The following is an 18,555-nucleotide window of genomic DNA, read 5'->3' as shown; positions in this document are numbered from 1 at the left end:
CGCGAAAAACCCCTTGCAGCCCCGCGCCAGAGTTTATATCTGACGCAAACCCAATGGATGCGGGCGTAGCTCAGGGGTAGAGCATAACCTTGCCAAGGTTAGGGTCGTGAGTTCGAATCTCATCGCCCGCTCCAATAAACAGGGCCATCCGGCAACGGGTGGCCCGTTTTTTTTGGGACCGCTGCGCAGCAAGCCCCCGGGCACGGCCTGGTACGGTCTTTTATTTGCCGGGCGTCTCGATCATTGTGCGGGGATGGGGCGCGCGACGAACAGTTCTGGCAATGACGATCCGGCGTGGCCCGTTGGCTGAGCGTCGGCATATCCTGCGGATCACGCCGCATTTTCAGCGCCAAGGCCCCTGCCCGGTGCGTTATGATCCCTGCGGCGGATTGCAGATCCAGACCCGACGATTGACCAAAGCACTGGAGTAGGCAGGCGCCAGCCAAACGGTGCTGACAACCCGCCTGCCAAACAGCCCCCGGACCGAGTGTATGTCGGCCCGAACCCGGATCCACTCGGTCGGCCCCGGCCTGTCCGGATGGTTGGTGCCCTGGATGCTGGGTGTGACATGGGGGTTGGCGGTCATGGCGTATCTTTGGCGGCAACGCAGGCGCGACACCCTTGTTCACATCCATTTCAATCACTGGCTGTGCTGTCGCCTTCTGGTGGTCGGCGCACGCATTCTGGGCATGCCGACTGTGGTCACCTTCAGCACCCAGCTTTGGGTGGCGCGCAAAAACCCCGCACTACGGCGTGCGGCCCGCTGGATCGACGGGATCAGTCTGCGCCGGGCCACGCGGGTCATTGCGCTGACGCAGACACAGGCGCGCCGCCTTGTTGATGCCTATTCGATCGCTCCGGCCCGGGTTTGCGTGATCCCGGATGCCATTGATGCGGACGCATTCCGCGCCTCGGCAGACACGGACGATATCGGCGACTTTCGCACGCGCCACGCCATACCGCGTGACAGGAAAATCGCCCTCTACCTCGGGCGTATCCGGGCCGAGAAGGGATGGCGCGACCTGCCGGACATCGCACGCGCGCTTGCGCCGGATGGCTTCCTGCTGATCTGTGGCGACGGGCCGGACCGGGCGAAACTGACGGCGGCCATGCGCCTGAATGCCGCTGAGCCGAACTGGAGCATCACCGGGTTTGTCGATCAAGCCGAAGCGCGTCTTGCACTTGGGGTGGCGGATGTCCTGATCCTGACGTCGCGGCGCGAAGCCTTCGGCAGCGTCATGCTAGAGGCGATGGCCTGCGGCGTTCCCGCCGTTGCTTACCGCGTCGGCGGATTGACCGAGGTTTCGGGCAGTCCCCCCGCGATCCGATTGGTCGAACCGGGCGACAAGACTGCAATGATCGACGCTGTTCGACAGATCCTTGACGATCCCATGGCACATGCGCAACTGACCCGGCGCGGTCTGGCACGGGTGCAGCATTTTGCGCTGTCAGATGCAATCAGCGCAACAATGGCTGTCTATCGCGCGATAGAAACCGATGCGTCCACCGCGCCGAGGAGCGTGCCTGAGCTGCAGAAGAAAAAGGCATATTGACGACGATGACGACAATCGAGGACGCAACAGTCATTGTCGCACACCCGGATGATGAAATCCTGTGGTTCGCCTCGGCCCTGCCAAGGGCCGCACAGGTGATCATTGCGTTTCAGGATTATGCGCGGCGCCCCGGTCTTGGCGCACGCCGGGCAGCGGCGATGGCGGCGCTGCCCTTCCCCGTTGACGCGCTTGCCCTGGCCGAAGCCGGGACATTTGATGCGGTCAACTGGTCCGATCCCATCCTGACAGACCACGGGCTGGCGATGAACGCGCCCGGCCAGCTTGGGGCGGTCATTGACGCCTATGCCGCGAATTTTCGGGCGCTTACCAAAGCCCTCTCTGCCAGGTTGAACCCCGGGTCCCGCGTGTTTACCCATAACCCCTGGGGCGAATATGGTCATGCGGACCATGTTCAGCTTTATCGGGTTCTGGAACACCTGCAGCCTCGGATCGGGTTTCAGATGTGGGTTTCGGGCTTTGTGTCGCGCCGCACCTCGGCATTGGCGCGAAGATATGCGGCCACGCCGGGGCCAATCCTGCGGGCGCGCCCTGACCCGGATCTGGCTGATCAGGTTATGCGAACTTATCAGAGCCATGATTGCTGGACGTGGAAAGAGGACTGGGTCTGGCCGATGGAAGAGGTCTTCCTGCCAGCACCTTTGCAATTGATCGAAAACGGCGAAGCACCTCCGGTGCCGGATACCGCGCCGCTGCTGCACATCCCAGCGCCCGAGGTTGGGCCGGACAATCTGGTCTATTTTCGATAGGTCGCCTGCCTGCACGCGGCGCTCAGCTTTGCCGCAAGGTCTCTATGCGCCGCTCGCTTTGCGCCATCGCCTGATCCGAAATCGCGCCGCCGGCAAGTGCGCCCTGCACGGCGGAATTGATCCGCGCGCCGAGGCCGGCATCGGGGTTGGCGAAATTGCCAAAGATCAGCAGGTCATTGCCTGCCGCGATGGCCTGATGCACTGACGCGGCTTCGTCGTAGGCGTTGCGCACCGCGCCCATTTGCAGATCGTCGGTGATCACCGGCCCGTCGAAGCCGATTTCATGGCGCAGAACCCCGATCGCCTTCTGGCTGAGCGATGTCGGCTGGAACCGCCCGTCAGACAGGTTCTCGTGAAACAGATGCGCCATCATCACGGAATCGGCCAGCCCTTCGCCGACCAGTTTGGCGAAGGGATCCAACTCAACCGCGGACCAGCTTTGCGTGATGTCCGGCAGGCCCAGATGGCTGTCGTCCGTGGTGCTGCCATGGCCGGGAAAATGCTTGAGGCAGGTCGCCAGCCCAGCCGCCCGATGCGCCCAGATGAACTGCCGCGCGGCAGCCGTGACAACACGAGGATCGGCCGAGAAACTGCGCCCAAGCCCGCCGATGATCGGATTGCGCGGGTTGACGTTCAGGTCGGTGACCGGCGCCAGGTTCAGCGTGATCCCGGCCTTGGCCAGCTGGGCGGCGCGCGGTTTGTAGTAGTCATAGACGCAGTCTTCACTGTCGCATCGCGCCACGACCTGCTGCGCGGCCAGCCAGCTTTTGAACCCGCGCGCATCGTTGGTGCGGGTCGTGGGGCCGCCTTCGTTGTCGATTGTGATGATCGGGGGCGTCGCACCGCCCGCGTCCCGCAACACGTCCAGCAGCCTGCGCAACTGGCGCGCGCTGCGGATATTGCGCTGGAACAGGACGACGCCAGCGACGCGGCCCGCCGCAAGATCACGCGCGACAGCCTGAACCCCGGCGTCGCGCGCCCGCGTTCCGGCAAACCCTACCAGAATGCGCGCCCCGGCGCGACGCACAGGATCGGCCTGCGCGATTGCCGGGGCGGCCAGCACGCTGAGCATTGTGGCCGAAGCGGCGTGCAGGAAATGTCGGCGGGTCTGAGTCATGCTGTGCGGGTCTAGCCTGTGTCGGACGCCGCAACCAGAGGCCCCTCAACCAGTGGCGTCAGCCGCGTCCAGCACGCGGCGCGCGATGCGAAAGCACTCCAGCGCCATCGGCACGCCTGCGTAAATCCCGACGGCATGGATTATGGCACGGATTTCATCATGGCTGACACCGTTGTTCAGCGCGCTGCGGCAGTGAACCTCCCACTCATGCAGGCGGCCCAGCGCACCCAGCATCGCCAGGTTCATCATGCTGCGGGTCTTTGGCGGGATCGCCTCATCGCCCCAACCGAAACCCCAGCACCAGGCCGTCATGGCTTCCTGAAACGGGCGGGTTAGATCGTCGGCGGCGGCGAGGTTGTTTTCGACATAGTCGGCACCCAGCGTCGCCTTGCGCTGTTCCAGCCCCTTCAGGAACAGGTCTTCGTCGAAGAGGTCGCTCAACTCAGCCGTGCCTTGACCATCGGCCCGACCGTACCGAAATCCATCTGTCCGGTGAATTTGCCCTTCAGCGTCCCCATGACCGCGCCCATATCCCGGATCGAGCTTGCGCCCGCCTGAGCAATCGCGGCGTCGATGGCGGCGGCGACTTCGTCTTCGGACATCTGCCGGGGCAGGAAATCCTCGATCACTTTGATCTCGTCACGTTCCTTTTCGGCCAGTTCCAGCCGCCCGCCCTCATCATAGGCGCGCGCGCTTTCGTGGCGCTGTTTGACCATTTTGCCCAGAATGACCAGCACTTCGGGGTCGCCGATCGCGGCCTCGCCATCCTCGGTTCCGCGCTGCGCAATCTCGCGATCCTTGATCGCGGCGTTGATCAGCCGCAGCGTCGACAGGCGCGTTGCATCCTTGGCACGCATCGCGTCCTGCAACGCGTCGGCCACTTTCGATTTCAGTGTCATCACAGACATCCCACTGTTTTCGCACCCCAGTCTGCGACAATAGCCAATCAAGGAACCGCCCGCAACAGGGGTATTTCTACGTAACGTGTTGATTTCGTTACGTTAGCCAAAACAAACCAGCCGCTTGACCCGCCCCGGCCACACCCGTAGGTTGCCGCGAATTTGCCAACAGCCACGATCCGGAGGACCCCGTGATGACCAGCGCATCAACGCCTGCGAGGCCAACGGCCTGCCTGGTACTGGGCGACGGTACGGTGTTCTACGGCAAGGGGTTCGGGGCGACCGGGCAGGTCGTGGCCGAGCTGTGTTTCAACACCGCCATGACCGGCTATCAAGAGGTTATGACCGACCCGTCCTACGCCGGTCAGGTCGTGACCTTCACATTCCCCCACATCGGCAATACCGGCGTGACGGAGGAGGATTCAGAAGCCGCCGACCCCGTGGCAGAGGGGATGGTCGTCAAATGGGATCCCACCGCGCCATCAAACTGGCACGCCACCGGTGCGCTTTCCAATTGGCTGGCAGCGCGCAACCGGATCGGCATCGGCGGCATCGACACCCGCCGCCTGACCCGCGAAATCCGCCAGCAGGGCGCGCCGCATGTGGCGCTGGTCCACGACCCCGCGGGTGACTTCGATCTGGAAACGCTGGTCGCAGCCGCGCGCGGGTTTTCGGGGCTCGAGGGGCTGGATCTGGCGAAAACCGTCACCTGCGCGCAATCCTATCGCTGGGACGAGATGCGCTGGGCCTGGCCAGATGGGTTTCCCCGCCGGGAAGGGCCGGGCCATAAGGTCGTCGCCATCGACTATGGCGCGAAACGCAATATCCTGCGCTGCCTGGCCAGCGCAGGCTGCGACGTGACCGTCCTGCCCGCCACTGCAACGGCCGAGGACGTACTGGCCCATGACCCGGACGGCGTGTTCCTGTCCAACGGTCCCGGTGATCCGGCGGCGACAGGGGCTTACGCGGTGCCGATGATAAAAGGCGTGCTTGAGGCGCGGCCAAAGATGCCGGTCTTCGGGATTTGCCTTGGCCACCAAATGCTTGCGCTGGCGCTGGGGGCGCACACCGTCAAGATGAACCACGGCCACCACGGCGCGAACCACCCGGTCAAGGATTTCGAAACCGGCAAGGTCGAGATTACGTCGATGAACCACGGCTTCACCGTTGACGCGCAGACACTGCCCGACGGCGTCACAGAAACCCATGTGTCGCTGTTTGACGGTTCAAACTGCGGCATCCGGATCGTGGACCGGCCGGTCTTTTCTGTCCAGTATCACCCCGAGGCCAGCCCAGGCCCGCAGGACAGTTTTTACCTGTTCGAACGTTTCGCCACTGCGATGGACGCGGCAAAGGAAACCGCCTGGCGTTAGGGTCGGTTTCCTGCTTTTTTACTCAAATGCGCAGCGGTTCGATTAACTGCCTATTAACGCTTGCACCGTTACTCAAAGGTTAATCGCCTGATGCGAAAGACCCTTTATGCAGACTGCGCTTGCCGCAAGACCCGCGACTGACCAACGTTCATTGCCCGATTCAATGGCAAGCGCGCTTGTAGATATGGGCGTTCTGACGGCACGGGATCTTGACGCGGCCTACAGCGCGGCGGCACGGGGCGAGGCGCGTCTGGCTGACGTTTTGTTGTCGATGGGGTTGATCCGGACCGGTGATCTGGCGCGGGCGCAATCCGCCGTTACCGGCGCGGCGCGGTTCGTACCGGATCAGCACATCGTGGATATCCGCCTGATCGACCAGCTTGGCGCGGATGCCTGCATTCATCTGGGAATCCTCCCGCTCAACACGCCCGGCGGCGCGACCCTGGTCGCGACCGCACGCCCGGAACGCTTTGCGGCGGTGCGGCGCTGGCTGGCCACCAAGCTTGGCCCGGTCCGCATGGTCATCGCGACCGAAGACCAGATGCACGCCTGCCTGCTGCCACTGCGCCAGCGCGCGCTGGCCCGCGGTGCCGAGGTGCGGGTCGACGCCGCCGAAAGCTGTCGCGGCTGGTCGCCGCGCAGGTTCGGCTGGCTGTTTGGCGGTGTGATGCTGGCGGCGCTGGCATTCGCGGCCCTCGCGCCGGTGCTGGCGTTTTCGGCCCTGGCGGTCTGGGCTGTCGTGACGCTGATTGCGACAACCGCACTTCGCAGCGCTGCAACACTGCTGCAGATGCGGGCCATGCGCCGGGGCGAGGTTGGCATTAATGTCGATCCCGCCCCCAACAAGCGCCTGCCCGTCGTGACCCTGCTGGTCCCGCTGTTTCGCGAGCGTGAGATTGCCGCCACGCTGGTGCGCCGTCTGGCCGCGCTCGACTATCCGGCCGGTTGTCTCGATATCTGCCTGGTGGTTGAAGAAGATGACCTGACCACGCAGGACACATTGGCCGGTGCCAACCTGTTGCCGTCAATGCGCCAGATCGTCGTGCCGCGCGCGATGTTGCAGACCAAACCCAGGGCGCTGAACTATGCGCTGGATTTCGCCCGCGGCTCGATCGTCGGGATCTATGACGCCGAGGATCTGCCCGCGCCGGATCAGATCCGACGCGTTGCCGAACGCTTCCTTGCCGCAGGTCACGAACTGGCCTGCGTGCAGGCGGTTCTGGATTTTTACAACGCCGGGTCGAATTGGTTGTCCCGCTGCTTCACGGTCGAATACGCCACCTGGTTTCGTATTATCCTGCCGGGGCTGGAACGCATGGGTCTGGTGGTGCCGCTGGGCGGCACCAGCCTGTTCTTTCGCCGCGCCGCGATCGAAGCGCTGGGTGGTTGGGACGCGCATAACGTGACCGAAGACGCCGACCTCGGGCTGCGTCTGGCGCGCCACGGCTATCGGACCGAGCTGATTTCAAGCGTCACCCAGGAAGAGGCGAACTGCCGCTTCTGGCCCTGGGTCAAACAGCGTGCGCGCTGGCTCAAGGGCTATGCCGTCACATACGCCGTCCATATGCGCCGCCCACTTCGGTTGCTGCGCCAACTGGGCGCATGGCGGTTTCTGGGCGTGCAGGTGGTGTTTCTGGGCACCCTCAGCCAGTTTGTTCTGGCCCCGGTCCTGTGGTCCTTCTGGCTGATCCCGCTGGGGTTGCCGTATCCGCTGGTCAACGTCGCGCCCTGGGGCGTGCTCGTCCTGCTGGGCGCCTTGTTTCTGCTGAGCGAGGTCATCACCATCGGCTGCATCGCCGCTGCAACCACCGGGCGCAGCTGGTTGATCAAATGGGTGCCGACATTGCATTTCTATTTTCCGCTGGGCGCGCTTGCCGCATACCGGGGTCTGCTGGATATGGTCGTCCGGCCCTATTACTGGGACAAGACCGCGCACGGAATCTACGACGCACCGCCTGAGTGAGGTTTGTGCGGGCCAGCGCCCATGCCGTCCTTTCGAGTCATGTGTACGCCTGCACAATCACCCCGTCAGCGGCGTCACGCCCGACGCGCCGCAATCGCCCGGCCTGCGGCAACCCCCGATGACCAGGCCCACTGGAAGTTATACCCGCCCAGCCAGCCGGTGACATCCACCGCTTCTCCGATGGCATAAAGCCCCGGAACCGCGCGGGCCTCCATGGTTTTTGACGACAGCGCGTCGGTCGAAATGCCGCCCGCCGTCACCTCGGCCTTGGCGAACCCTTCGGTGCCGCTGGGGCGGAATGTCAGATTGGTCAGCTCGCCAGCTGCAAGATCAAGATCGCCATTGCTGAGGTTGCCCAATTCGGTTTCCAGCCCGATGCGCCCGGCCAGTGCCTCGGCCAGGCGCGCAGGCAACCGATCTGCCAGCGCCGCCTTGAGATGCGCACGCGGCATGCGACCGCGTGCGTCGCGCAGCCACTCCCCAGCATCGGGCGCAAGATTCAATGAAACGGGATCACCCGGCGACCAGTACGACGAGATTTGCAGAATCGCCGGTCCCGACAACCCCTTGTGGGTGAACAACGCGGCCTCGGCAAAGCTGACGTCGCCAACCCGCGCAATTGCCGGAACACTGACGCCCGACATGGTGCGGAACAGCATGTCATCTGCGCCCAGTGTCAGGGGAACCAGCGCCGGGCGCGGCGTCACGACCGGCAGGCCGAACTGACGCGCGATGTCATAAGCGCGCCCGGTCGCCCCCATCTTCGGAATCGAAGGCCCGCCGGTGGCGATGACCAGTTGCGGCGCCGACGCACCTGCCGCGCGGAATCTGCCATCTGTGTGCTCGATATCGCCAATCTCGGTCGACAGGCGCAGCTCGACACCGACCTTGGCGCATTCCTCCAGCAGCATCGCCACGATCTGCCGGGCCGAGCCATCGCAGAACAGCTGCCCCAGCGTCTTTTCGTGCCAGGAGATCCCGTGGTCTTCGACCAGCGCGAGGAAATCCCATTGCGTATACCGCGACAGCGCCGATTTCGCGAAATGCGGGTTTTCGGACAGGAAGCATGTGGGCTCGCAGCCCATGTTGGTAAAATTGCACCGCCCACCGCCCGAGATCAGGATTTTCTTCCCCGGTTTCGCGGCATGGTCAATGACCAGAACCCGCGCCCCGCCCTGCGCCGCCGTTGCGGCACACAGAAACCCGGCCCCGCCGGCACCCAGAATGATCACATCGAAATCCATGGCGGCCTTTTATGGCGCGACCAGCAGCACGGAAAGCCTACATCGACAGACGGCGCACGGTGCCCACGTCCACCGACCGAGCCGTGCGCCGTGACTCGATCGCCGCAAAGGCCAGCGCCAGACTGTCCAGATTTCCGCGTGCCCCATTGGCCGGTTCGCCGCCCTGTTCGATCGCGACCAGCAGCGCGCCCATCGCCCCGCGAAAGCCATCGTTGAACCACGTCCCTTGCAGGTCAGGCTGCGACTGTCCCGCCGGCGTGGTCAGGGTCACAACCTGCCGCCCCAGATCTGCCCCTTCACTGCGCAAACTGCCCTTCGCGCCTGCAATGAATGTGGTGTCGCGCGGCCCTAAGGGCGTCGCCCCGTCAAACACCAGGCTCGCCTGGCCGCCCTCCATCACCACCTGCGCCTGCGCCATCAGCGGCACTTTTGCCGCCTGACTGTCCGGGCGCACCGAGGATGCAAACACACTCCGCGCCCGCCCCGGCATGACGCTGGCGACGAAATCAAACCAGTGAATGCCAAAGTCATAAAGGATCAGATCCTCGATCCCGTCAAAGGCGGTCCCGGCGATCCAGCCGTGATCCCAGTGGACAGCGACGTGACAGCTCAGCACCTCGCCGATCAGCCCTGCGGTAACCGCCTCGCGCATCCAGGCCATATGCGGTGACCAGCGCCCATTCTGGTTCACCGCCAGCTTCACGCCCTTCGCATCCGCCAGATCGGCCAGCCGCGCGCCCTCATCAAGGTCCAGCACGAAAGGCTTCTGGCTGAGGACATGCTTGCCCGCGTTCAACGCCGCCGCGATCATCGGGCCGCGTTCTTCCGGGTGGGGCGTGATGTCGAGGACCTCGATTCTGTCATCCGCCAGAACCGAGGCGAGGTCATCGGTTACCTGCGCGTCGGGATAGTATTCATCGGCCAGCGCCTGCGCCTTGGAAACCGTCCGGTTGCAGATCGCCGCAACCTCCCACCCCGCAGTCCGATAGGCACCCAGATGCGCCGGAACGATCCCACCCGCGCCGACGATCCCGATCCGTGGCGTGTAAGCCCTCGGCATCGGTGGCTGATACGGTAAATCGGGGGCCGGAACCTCGACCATTTCGGACGAGACCTTCGCGTGGCTGGCGCTGCCCGATGTCTCGCTCATGGCAGCAACGCCAGTGTGCGCTTTTCGGCCGCCGAGGCCGCCGCCGTGTCCACGATCCGCTGCGCAGTCAGGCAGAGGTCCGGGGCAAGTGGCCCTTCGACCGGCGAACCACTCGCCAGACAGCCCAGCACATATTCAATGCCGTTCCGCCGCCCCTTGCGTAAAGCATCCGCCGGGACCGCCGTGATCTCTGGCCTTTCACGCGTCTGCACCGTCACGTGATCCGCGTAATCCGCGCTGGCAATCGTGCCATCGCTTCCCACGAAAACAAACCCGCAGGTCGGTTGCGGCTGCGTCGTCCACGGGTCGGTGAAGGTGCCCCAGCGCGTCTCCATCTTAGACAGGCCCCGCGCATATCGGCAAATGGTGATCGAGTGCTGGTCGACCTCGATCCCCTCAGCCTCATCCACAACGCAGGTCACCTCCAGCGGCGCCTCACCATCCATATACCACGTGCCCAGCGTCGCGCCGTATCCAAGGTAATCCAGCAGGCTGCCGCCGCCCGAGGCGCGTTTGTACCACCAGCTGTCGGGCTTCTGGCGCTCAACCTCCTCCGGCGTCACCTCGACCTTATCGGCGAGGTGATAGAGCGGGCCGCGATTGCCGTCGTAGAAATGCACTTCCAGCAGATCGCCAATCACCCCTTCATCCAGCAGGCGCTTGGCGGTGACATGGCTTTCCACCCATGCCAGCGGCCAGTTGATCGCCATCAGCTTGCCGGTCGGTTCCATCGCCGCCAGCATCCGGCGGGCGTCAGCGGCCGAGGCGGCGAAGGGCTTTTCAACGAAGACATTGGTGCCGTATTTGGCCAGCCGTTCGGTGTAATCCGCATGATCCGCCGTTGCGGCGCAAAGGATCGCCAGGTCCGGCTTGGTCGCCTCCATGCAGGCGTCGAAATCGGTGAACAGGCGGTCATCTGGCACGCCGAAGGTCGCCGCCGCACTCGCCATCCTCGCCGGGTCGGGATCGAACAGCCCGGCGATTTCGGCGTCGGGGTGCTCATGCACCATCCGCAGCAGGTCGCCCATGTGCATGTGGTCGAAACTGATGCCAGTCACGCGGAATTTGGCCATAGAAACCCCCTCCTCAACTTTGGTCGGTCAGCCGGATATAGACCGTGGTGACCGCCAGAATAATCGCCCCGAACAGGATGCGCCGCGCGCCTTCGGGCATTTGCAGCAAGGTCAGCAGCGTCCCCAGAACCGTCAGGATCAGCGCGCCCAGAATGGTACCGCCATAACCGCCGCGCCCGCCGAAGATCGAGGTTCCCCCGATCACCGCCGCCGCCACCGACGGCAGCAGCAGCGGATTGACCAGCGACAGCGACGGCGCCTTGATGAGGCCGACATAGAGCAGCCCCGCCACCCCCGCGATCAGCCCCGACAGAACATAAAGCGCCAGGAATACCTGCCACGAACGAACGCCCGATATCCGCGCTGCCTTCTCGTTCGAGCCCAACGCGTATAGCAATCGCCCAAAGCCGGTGCGTCGCTGGCCCCAGACGATCAGCACCGCGAAAGGCACGAAAAGCAGCAGCGAATTCGGCGCGCCCCAGGTCCGCCCGGTGCCCAGCCACGCCAGCCCGTCCGGCACGACCGAGCCTGTGGCGATGACGAACCGCTGGTAGACCTGCAAACACCCGGTCCCGATCAGCCCGGTGCCAAGCGTCATGATCAGCGGATGCATCCGGCAGACGGCCACCCCGAACCCGTTCGCCAGCCCGATCAGGACTGCCGGAATCAACCCGATCAGGATCGCCAAAGGCACGCCCACGATCGGCACCTGTGTCGCCATCACGAAGGCGGTGATTGTCGCGGCGACTGATGCGCTGAGGTCAATCCCGCCGGTCAGCATCGTCAATGTCTGACAGGCCGCCAGCATCGCCAGCGGAATCGCGAATTTGATGGTGTTGCCGACCCAGCGTTCGTTCACGATCCCGGGGCGCATGAACTCCAGCAGGCCGACGAGCACCAGCAGCAGGATCACCAGCGGAATCAGGTGGTTGTCGCCCAGGAACCGCGCCAGACGGCGCATCGGGGGTGTTTGTTCGGTGGTCGAGGTCATGCCGTTTTCACCCGCCCTGCCCGCACCGCCAGAATACCGCCCAGCATCACCACCGCCACCATGATCGAGCCTTCGACGATGGTGGTCACGTTCGGATCCACACTCAGCAGCGTCAGGTCCATCCGCACCAGCCGCAGGATAAACACCGCGATGATCGGCCCCAGCAATGCACCCTTGCCGCCGCCAAGCACCACGCCGCCCAGCACCACTGCGGCAACGCTGGCCATCAGGTAGGGGCCTGGAATCGGTTCACCGTTGCCGGTGGAAAACGTCAGCGCCAGCCCGCCCATCGCCGCGAACAGCCCGCAGATTGCGTAAGCCGCGATCCGGGTCCGCCCGATGGCGATGCCGCTGCGATAGGCTGCGCGTTCGTCACTGCCAATCGCATAGATCGACAGGCCCAACTTCGAGCGCCGGATCGGCACCCAAATGACGGCGAGCGCGATGACCAGAACGACGAAGGCTTTGGGCAGCCAGGGGAAGATCACCGTGCCGACAATCATCTCGCGCAGCCACGGCACCGCCGCGCCGCCCGGCGCCTTCAGGATCAGCAGGGCGACGCCTTCCCACACGAACAACATCGCCAGCGTGACCACGATGTCCGGCACCCGCGTCACCACGATCAGCGCGCCGTTCAGCGCCCCCATTGCGACCCCGATGCCCAGCACCAGCAGGACCAGCGGCACCGCCATCGCATCGCTCGCCCCGTCCATCAGAACCGCCGCCGTCACCCCGGCCACCGCCATCATCGAGGCGACGGACAGATCAATCCCGCCCGCAATCACCACCACCGCCATCGCCGCCGTTGCAAAGGCAAAGGGCAGGGTCGCACGGGCCAGCGATTCGAGGCCCGAAGCGCCGAAATTCGGCTGAATGAACCGGGTCAGAACGAACAGTGCGACCAGCAACGCCACCAGCCCCAGCACCCAACCGTTCTTTGCAATCAGCCGGTTCATGCGGGCACAGCCTCGGCCGCGCTCAGCCCATATGCGGCGCGCATCAACGTCTGTTCATCCGCATCTGCCGCCTCGACCACGTCCACCAGACGCCCGTTGAAAATCACCGCCGCCCGGTCGCAGGCCGCCGGAACCTCGGCCAGTTCGGAGGTGTAATAGAGGACCGAGGCCCCCTGTTCCGCCAACTCTCGCACCAGCAGGTAAATCTGCCGCTTGGTGCGCACGTCGATGCCGCGCGTCGGGTCAAACAGCAGCAGGATATCGACCCCACTGGCCAGCCAGCGCCCGATGGTCACCTTCTGCTGATTGCCGCCCGACAGGCGCTGAACCTCGCCCATGGCGCGGCGGTCGATCTGCATCCGGTCCACGGCGTCATCCACCCGCCGAGCTTCCTCCCGCATCCGGATCGCGCCCCATTTGCCGGGCCGTGCCAACAGCGGCAGCGCCAGGTTTTCGCGCACCGAGCGTTCCATGAGCAGCCCGTCCGCCCGGTCCCCCGGAACAAAGGTCATCCCCGCCTTGATTGCATCCGCCGGGTGGCTGAAGCTGAGCGGCGTGCCGTCCAGTTCCACCGCCCCGCCCGTGGGCCGGATCATGCCTGCAAGCACGTCGAACAGCTCATCCTGCCCCTGCCCTTCCAGCGCGACGACACCCAGAACCTCGCCCCTGTGCAAATCCAGCGAGACATCGGCCAGCTTGGTCCCGGCGGACAGGTTTTTCACCCGCAACCGCGTGTCCGCCTGCGCCGTCGCCACACCCGCGGCTGTCGGCCCGTCGCCCAACGCAGCGCCCAGCATCAGTTCGACCACCTTTTCCTCAACCCCTGCCTCAATCGGCAGGTCGCCCACCGTCTGCCCATCGCGCAGCACGGTGGCGCGGTCGCAGATCTCGGCAATTTCGGAAAATCGATGCGAGATATAAATCACCGCCTGCCCCGCATCCGCCTGTTTACGCACGGTTTTCAGTACATTCTCAACAAGGTCGGTCGGCAGGGCGGCGGTCATCTCGTCCAGCAGCAGCACATCGGGTTCAGCGGCCAGCGCGCGCGCCAGATCGAGGATGCGCAGCGTCGCCAGCGGCAGTTGCCCGATCATATCGTCCAGCCGCAACCCTTCGATCCCCTGTTCCGTCACCCAATGCTGGAACGCCTCAACCGGGGTGCCACCCAGCCGCAGATTATCCGCCACATCAAGGTCCGGGATCAGCGAAGGTTCTTGATAGACCGGCACCAAACCGGACCGCCGCGCTTCGGCGGGCGAGCCGACGCGCCGTTCCTCGCCCCGGATGCGCACATGCCCGGTGTCGGCCTTCAGCGCCCCGGTCAGAATTTTCACGAAGGTCGATTTCCCGGCGCCATTGGCGCCCATCATGGCAACGATCTCACCCCGGTCAATCGTCAGGCTGGCGTCCTTCAGCGCGACGACCGCACCAAAGCGCTTCGACACGCCCTGCGCGTCCAGCAACCGCCCTTCGGGTTCCACCATACCTGCCCCCGTCAATCACGACCGGGCCCCGAAAGGCCCGGCCAGTTTTTAGGTCAGACGATTACTCGCCCGGACCTTTGCAGGCGATGATCTCGTCCATGCTGTACGTCGTCCAGCCAGGGATCGAGACCGAAACAGGCCATTCCGGGTCAAGGTTCGGGTTCTGCGCCGCCTCGATCAGCTTCATGCCTTCGTCGTCGTTGTTGGCCCAAAGCGACGGGTCGACCAGAACGGTGCTGTCCGCCGGCACGTCACCGTCCAGGATCTGGATCGCCAGCGTGACGCCGGCACCGCCGATGGAACCGGGGTTGGTCACAGCCGCGCCGGTGAAGCCTTCCACCGTCGCCAGTTGACCCACGAAGCCCGCGTTATCCGCCCCGACAATCGGCACCAGCGGCACGTCGGATTCGATGAACGCGTCGACGATCACGTTGTCGATGCCGCTGGTCCAGACCCCGTCAAACGGAATGCCGGTGGCCAGATAGTCAAGGATCTGCTGCTTGCCCTGATCCTGCTGCCAGCCGGTGAAAACCTCGTGCACGACATTGACGTCGGGGTGTTCAGCCAAAGCGCGCTGGAACCCTGTGTGGCGGTCGTTGTCGGCCCCCGCCCCGGCGGCACCGCGCATATAGACCACGCTGCCGGAGCCGCCCATTTCCTCAAACAGCCATTTCGCGCCGAGATAAGCGTATTCTTCCTGATTGTTGGACAGGATGTAGGCCCCTTCAGCCGTCACTGCCTGATCGACGGCTACAACAACGATGTCCTTGGCAATCGCCTCTTCAATGGCGGAATTCACACCTTCCGAGTTCGAGGGGTTCAGCACGATGGCGTCCACCCCGGCTTCGATCAGGTTGCGGATATCCTCCAACTGGCCCGCCGCATCGGTGTTGCGGTGCGCGATGTTCAGGCTGTCGACCTTGCCCGACACCAGCGCCTGCGCCTTCATCGCGCAGACCATTTCCTCGCGCCAGCCATTGCCCTGCACGGTGTTGGAAATCCCGATGGTATAGCCGCCGTGGCTGGCCGCGAAGGCCGCCCCGGTCAGGCTGGTCACCAGCATCGCTGCGGCGCTTGTCGTTACCATGAGTTTTTTCATCTTGGTCACTCCCTTGGGTTGGTTATCGGTTTCAGTGCATCCGGTCCGCTACTTGATGAACGGGCTCAGAATATCGCGCGCGAGCAGAAAGCCGCGCTTGATCTTGTCGTCGGTACCCTCAAAATCGCGGTCCTCATGTTCGATGATGACCGGCCCGTCATAGCCGACGCGGTAAAGTTGAGAGAAGAAGTCGCCCCAGTCGACATCGCCGAGGCCACAGAGGCGCGGCACCTGCCAGCCCATGCCCGCAGACAGGATGCCGTGGTCATAAAGGCCATCGCGGTCTATCATCAGGTCCTTGGCGTGGACATGCGCAAAGCGGTCGCCGAATTCGCGGATGAACCGGCCCTGGTCGATCATCTGATAGATCAGGTGGGACGGGTCGAAGTTCATGCCCACCCCGTCCCAAGCCTCGAAAATTCGCCGCCAGATGCGGGGGGAATAGGCGATGTTGTGCCCGCCCGGCCATTCATCGTTTGAGAATATCATCGGGCAGTTTTCGAATGCCAGCGTTACCCCGCTGTCGCGGGCATGCGCCACGATATCGGGAAAGATCTTCTCGGCCCGCGCCCAGTTGTCGTCCACGGTCAGGCTGCGGTCGCCACCGACGAAGGTGTTGACCACGCCCACACCCATGACCCCGGCGGCGGTAATGACCTTCTTCAGATGACCGATCACCTCCTCCCGGTGGTCCGCATCGGCGTGCAGCGGGTTCGGATAATAGCCGAGGCCCGATACCTCGACCCCCTTGTCGGCCAGCGCGCCCATAATCTCGGACCCCTGATCCTTGCTCAGACCATCAACGTTGATGTGCGAGGTTCCGGCATAGCGCCGCGCCTCTCCGCCCGAGGCGGGCCAGCAGGCCACCTCCAGCGCCGACATGCCGTTGGCGGCGGTCCAGTCAGCGACCTTCATCAGGTCGGTGTCTTCAAATGGGGCGGTCAGCAGGCCCAGTTTCATCGCGTCATTTCCTTGTCCTTACAGATCAACCCATTGGCCCTTGGCCGCGCTTTCCAGCACCGCATCACAGAACCGCATTTCATAGTGCCCGTCGGCGAACCCGGCATAGGTCGCATCCGGCGAACGCCCGCCCCTTGCGACGTCGCCATAGACTTGCCGGAACAGCGCGAAGAACGTGTCCGCAAAGCCTTCGACATGGCCCCCGGGCAGGCTTGCCGCCGCCGCGCCCGCCGCATTCATCAGCGCCGCATCGCGTTGCAATACCCTGTTCGCCCCATCCCGCTGCCCGATCCAAAGATGATCCGGCATTTCGGAATCCCAAGCTGCCGAGGCCTTGGACCCCGCGATGTCCCATTGCAGCGAGTTCTTGCGCCCGACATTCACCTGGCTGGTCGTCAGGCAGGCCCGCGCGCCACCCGCGAACTTCAGCATGATCATCGCCGCATCGTCGGTCTCGATCTGCCGCGTCTCCGTTTCGCCCGCAGCGTCCTGCGAAAACGTCGCCACCGGCCCAACCGGCTTCTGACGTTCCCGGATGAAGGTCGTCAGGTCCGCAAAAACCGACGTCGCCTTCTGCCCGGTGATGAAGCTGGTCAGGTCCGCCCAATGGGTGCCGATATCCCCGACCGAGCGCAGCGCGCCGCCCACCTCAGTCTCCAGCCGCCAGTTCCAGTCGGTCGGCTTGGCCAGCCAGTCCTGATGATAGTGGCCGGTGATGAAGCGGATGTCGCCAAGATCGCCATCCCGCACCATCTGATGCGCGTGCTGGTTCAGCGGATAGAAACGAATGTTGTAGCAAACCGCCGCGACCAGCCCGCTGGCCTCGACCAGCTTCAGCATCTCGGACGATTCCTCCGAGGTCATCGCCAGAGGCTTTTCGCAGATCACATGCTTACCCGCCGCCAGGATCGCCTTCACCTGCGAATAATGCGCGTGATTGGGGGATGTTACGTGGACAAGATCAACTTCTGGATCAGCCAACAGATCGTCGAGGTTGCGGTAGGAACGCACCACGCCCATCGCCTTGGCGCCTTCGGCACCACGCTCAGCGCTGGAGCCCAGCACGCCCTCAACCCGCACGCCCAGCCGCCGCAGCGCCTGCGTGTGCACGGTTCCGATGAAGCCCGTGCCAATCACTGCGGCCCCTAATTTGCTGAAATCCGTCATGTTACCGCTCTCAATCCCCATGTGTTAACGTCACGCAACCGAATAGCCGCCGTCAACCGGAATGCAGGCCCCGGTGATGAATTCGGCGGCGTCCGAGGCCAGGAACAGCGCCGTTCCGGCGATATCCTGCGGCTGGCCCCAGCGCCCCAGTGGTGTGCGCAGATTAACCGCCGCCACATGATCCGGATCAGTCCGGCTGCGTGCCGATTGCTCGGTCACAATGAACCCCGGCGCGATGGCGTTGACCTGGATGCCATCCCCGGCCCAGGCGATCGCCAGCGATTTCATCAACTGAGTCACCGCCGCTTTGCTGGCCCCATAAGCCGGGTTCTTCGGGCTGCCAAAACCCGCATACATCGAGGCGATGTTGATCACCGCACCGCCCGCCGCCTTCAACTGCGGATGAAACGCCAGCGCGGTGCGGAATGTTCCGTGCAGATTGATATCGACGACTTTGGCGAAGAAGTCTGGCGCCATCTCTTCGCCCCGCGCCGTGATCGCCGCACAATTCACAAGAATATCAAGCGCTTGCAGACCATTCGCAAAATCCGTCACCGCATCCCCGTCGGCCACGTCCAACTTGTGATAGGTGAACCGATCCTGGTCCTCGGCCGCAGGCTGATCTTCGAGTCCGGTGATCACAACCTTGGCCCCGGCGGATTTGAACGCCCGCGCGATGGCCGCGCCGATCCCGGCACGGCTAGCCCCGATGACGCAAACGCGGCGTCCGGTAAAATCAAATGATGCCAGACTGTTGGT

General features: G+C 64.1%; 17 protein-coding genes and 1 tRNA gene. 5 read left to right on the top strand and 13 right to left on the bottom strand.

The genetic code is table 11. The features are described 5' to 3' along the window. The first annotated feature begins 59 nt into the window (after positions 1-59). The 3 genes from GKR99_02725 to GKR99_02715 all read left to right on the top strand — a co-directional run bounded on the left by GKR99_02725 (position 60) and on the right by GKR99_02715 (position 2,320). Positions 60-134, top strand: a tRNA-Gly gene (locus GKR99_02725). Positions 135-449: 315 nt separating this feature from the next. Further along, positions 450-1,553, top strand: coding sequence for a glycosyltransferase (locus GKR99_02720; protein ID NKB26520.1), 1,104 nt, complete (start codon positions 450-452; stop codon positions 1,551-1,553). 5 nt (positions 1,554-1,558) lie between these two features. Beyond that, positions 1,559-2,320 carry a hypothetical protein gene (locus GKR99_02715; protein ID NKB26519.1) on the top strand — a complete coding sequence of 254 codons (762 nt, stop codon included), beginning with the start codon at positions 1,559-1,561 and terminating at the stop codon, positions 2,318-2,320. Between the two features lie 22 nt (positions 2,321-2,342). Here the strand turns inward: GKR99_02715 and GKR99_02710 are convergent, their stop codons facing one another. From GKR99_02710 to GKR99_02700, 3 genes are read right to left on the bottom strand one after another with little or no spacing between them, the layout of a single operon-like run. Next, positions 2,343-3,437, bottom strand: coding sequence for a glycoside hydrolase family 3 (locus GKR99_02710; GenBank protein NKB26518.1), 1,095 nt, complete (start codon positions 3,435-3,437; stop codon positions 2,343-2,345). 45 nt (positions 3,438-3,482) lie between these two features. Further along, positions 3,483-3,878 carry a gamma carboxymuconolactone decarboxylase gene (locus GKR99_02705; GenBank protein ID NKB26517.1) on the bottom strand — a complete coding sequence of 132 codons (396 nt, stop codon included), beginning with the start codon at positions 3,876-3,878 and terminating at the stop codon, positions 3,483-3,485. Continuing rightward, the gene (locus GKR99_02700) at positions 3,875-4,336 is read right to left on the bottom strand and encodes a GatB/YqeY domain-containing protein (GenBank protein ID NKB26516.1); all 462 of its coding nucleotides are present in this window, start codon (positions 4,334-4,336) and stop codon (positions 3,875-3,877) included. Before GKR99_02700 ends, GKR99_02705 begins: the two co-directional genes overlap by 4 nt. Before the next feature lie 194 nt (positions 4,337-4,530). On the opposite strand from GKR99_02700, the gene carA reads away from it, so the two are divergent. Both carA and GKR99_02690 read left to right on the top strand, forming a co-directional pair. Then, on the top strand, positions 4,531-5,709 hold the full coding sequence (gene carA / locus GKR99_02695) for a glutamine-hydrolyzing carbamoyl-phosphate synthase small subunit (GenBank protein NKB26515.1): 1,179 nt from the start codon (positions 4,531-4,533) through the stop codon (positions 5,707-5,709). 106 nt (positions 5,710-5,815) lie between these two features. After that, the gene (locus GKR99_02690) at positions 5,816-7,672 is read left to right on the top strand and encodes a glycosyltransferase (GenBank protein NKB26514.1); all 1,857 of its coding nucleotides are present in this window, start codon (positions 5,816-5,818) and stop codon (positions 7,670-7,672) included. A gap of 74 nt (positions 7,673-7,746) precedes the next feature. Here GKR99_02690 and GKR99_02685 read toward each other — a convergent pair whose 3' ends face one another. The 10 genes from GKR99_02685 to GKR99_02640 form a co-directional block, all read right to left on the bottom strand. Continuing rightward, a complete protein-coding gene (locus GKR99_02685; protein ID NKB26513.1) occupies positions 7,747-8,916 on the bottom strand; it encodes an aminoacetone oxidase family FAD-binding enzyme in 1,170 nt (389 codons plus the stop codon). 37 nt (positions 8,917-8,953) lie between these two features. Next, positions 8,954-10,066 (bottom strand): gfo/Idh/MocA family oxidoreductase, encoded by a 1,113-nt coding sequence (locus GKR99_02680; protein NKB26512.1) that lies wholly within the window; start codon positions 10,064-10,066, stop codon positions 8,954-8,956. Beyond that, the gene (locus GKR99_02675) at positions 10,063-11,139 is read right to left on the bottom strand and encodes a gfo/Idh/MocA family oxidoreductase (GenBank protein NKB26511.1); all 1,077 of its coding nucleotides are present in this window, start codon (positions 11,137-11,139) and stop codon (positions 10,063-10,065) included. Before GKR99_02675 ends, GKR99_02680 begins: the two co-directional genes overlap by 4 nt. A gap of 13 nt (positions 11,140-11,152) precedes the next feature. Beyond that, positions 11,153-12,130: an ABC transporter permease gene (locus GKR99_02670; GenBank protein NKB26510.1), complete on the bottom strand. Its 978-nt coding sequence runs from the start codon at positions 12,128-12,130 to the stop codon at positions 11,153-11,155. Next, entirely contained in the window at positions 12,127-13,086 is a 960-nt protein-coding gene (locus GKR99_02665) for an ABC transporter permease (protein ID NKB26509.1), read from the bottom strand. Before GKR99_02665 ends, GKR99_02670 begins: the two co-directional genes overlap by 4 nt. Further along, positions 13,083-14,570 (bottom strand): ATP-binding cassette domain-containing protein, encoded by a 1,488-nt coding sequence (locus tag GKR99_02660; protein ID NKB26508.1) that lies wholly within the window; start codon positions 14,568-14,570, stop codon positions 13,083-13,085. The genes GKR99_02665 and GKR99_02660 overlap by 4 nt, the downstream gene beginning before the upstream one ends. Before the next feature lie 61 nt (positions 14,571-14,631). Then, positions 14,632-15,657: a substrate-binding domain-containing protein gene (locus tag GKR99_02655; GenBank protein NKB26507.1), complete on the bottom strand. Its 1,026-nt coding sequence runs from the start codon at positions 15,655-15,657 to the stop codon at positions 14,632-14,634. Between the two features lie 60 nt (positions 15,658-15,717). Further along, positions 15,718-16,629 carry a TIM barrel protein gene (locus tag GKR99_02650; GenBank protein NKB26506.1) on the bottom strand — a complete coding sequence of 304 codons (912 nt, stop codon included), beginning with the start codon at positions 16,627-16,629 and terminating at the stop codon, positions 15,718-15,720. Positions 16,630-16,647: 18 nt separating this feature from the next. Then, positions 16,648-17,796 carry a gfo/Idh/MocA family oxidoreductase gene (locus GKR99_02645; GenBank protein ID NKB26505.1) on the bottom strand — a complete coding sequence of 383 codons (1,149 nt, stop codon included), beginning with the start codon at positions 17,794-17,796 and terminating at the stop codon, positions 16,648-16,650. 30 nt (positions 17,797-17,826) lie between these two features. After that, positions 17,827-18,546 carry an SDR family oxidoreductase gene (locus tag GKR99_02640; protein ID NKB26504.1) on the bottom strand — a complete coding sequence of 240 codons (720 nt, stop codon included), beginning with the start codon at positions 18,544-18,546 and terminating at the stop codon, positions 17,827-17,829. Between the last annotated feature and the right edge of the window lie 9 nt (positions 18,547-18,555).

The organism is Paracoccaceae bacterium (genome assembly GCA_012103375.1).
Lineage (GTDB): Bacteria > Pseudomonadota > Alphaproteobacteria > Rhodobacterales > Rhodobacteraceae > WLWX01.
The sequence above is the reverse complement of the archived record's forward strand: the minus strand, read 5'-3'. Positions and strand labels throughout refer to the sequence as shown.

Excerpts from the sequence above, each read along its gene's own strand:
- GKR99_02680 (NKB26512.1), bottom strand. The coding sequence starts at position 10,066 with ATGAGCGAGACATCGGGCAGCGCCAGCCACGCGAAGGTCTCGTCCGAA.
- GKR99_02710 (NKB26518.1), bottom strand. The coding sequence starts at position 3,437 with ATGACTCAGACCCGCCGACATTTCCTGCACGCCGCTTCGGCCACAATG.
- GKR99_02690 (NKB26514.1), top strand. The coding sequence starts at position 5,816 with ATGCAGACTGCGCTTGCCGCAAGACCCGCGACTGACCAACGTTCATTG.
- carA (NKB26515.1), top strand. The coding sequence starts at position 4,531 with ATGACCAGCGCATCAACGCCTGCGAGGCCAACGGCCTGCCTGGTACTG.
- GKR99_02660 (NKB26508.1), bottom strand. The coding sequence starts at position 14,570 with ATGGTGGAACCCGAAGGGCGGTTGCTGGACGCGCAGGGCGTGTCGAAG.
- GKR99_02645 (NKB26505.1), bottom strand. The coding sequence starts at position 17,796 with ATGACGGATTTCAGCAAATTAGGGGCCGCAGTGATTGGCACGGGCTTC.
- GKR99_02700 (NKB26516.1), bottom strand. The coding sequence starts at position 4,336 with ATGACACTGAAATCGAAAGTGGCCGACGCGTTGCAGGACGCGATGCGT.
- GKR99_02650 (NKB26506.1), bottom strand. The coding sequence starts at position 16,629 with ATGAAACTGGGCCTGCTGACCGCCCCATTTGAAGACACCGACCTGATG.
- GKR99_02715 (NKB26519.1), top strand. The coding sequence starts at position 1,559 with ATGACGACAATCGAGGACGCAACAGTCATTGTCGCACACCCGGATGAT.
- GKR99_02670 (NKB26510.1), bottom strand. The coding sequence starts at position 12,130 with ATGACCTCGACCACCGAACAAACACCCCCGATGCGCCGTCTGGCGCGG.
- GKR99_02675 (NKB26511.1), bottom strand. The coding sequence starts at position 11,139 with ATGGCCAAATTCCGCGTGACTGGCATCAGTTTCGACCACATGCACATG.
- GKR99_02685 (NKB26513.1), bottom strand. The coding sequence starts at position 8,916 with ATGGATTTCGATGTGATCATTCTGGGTGCCGGCGGGGCCGGGTTTCTG.
- GKR99_02655 (NKB26507.1), bottom strand. The coding sequence starts at position 15,657 with ATGGTAACGACAAGCGCCGCAGCGATGCTGGTGACCAGCCTGACCGGG.
- GKR99_02665 (NKB26509.1), bottom strand. The coding sequence starts at position 13,086 with ATGAACCGGCTGATTGCAAAGAACGGTTGGGTGCTGGGGCTGGTGGCG.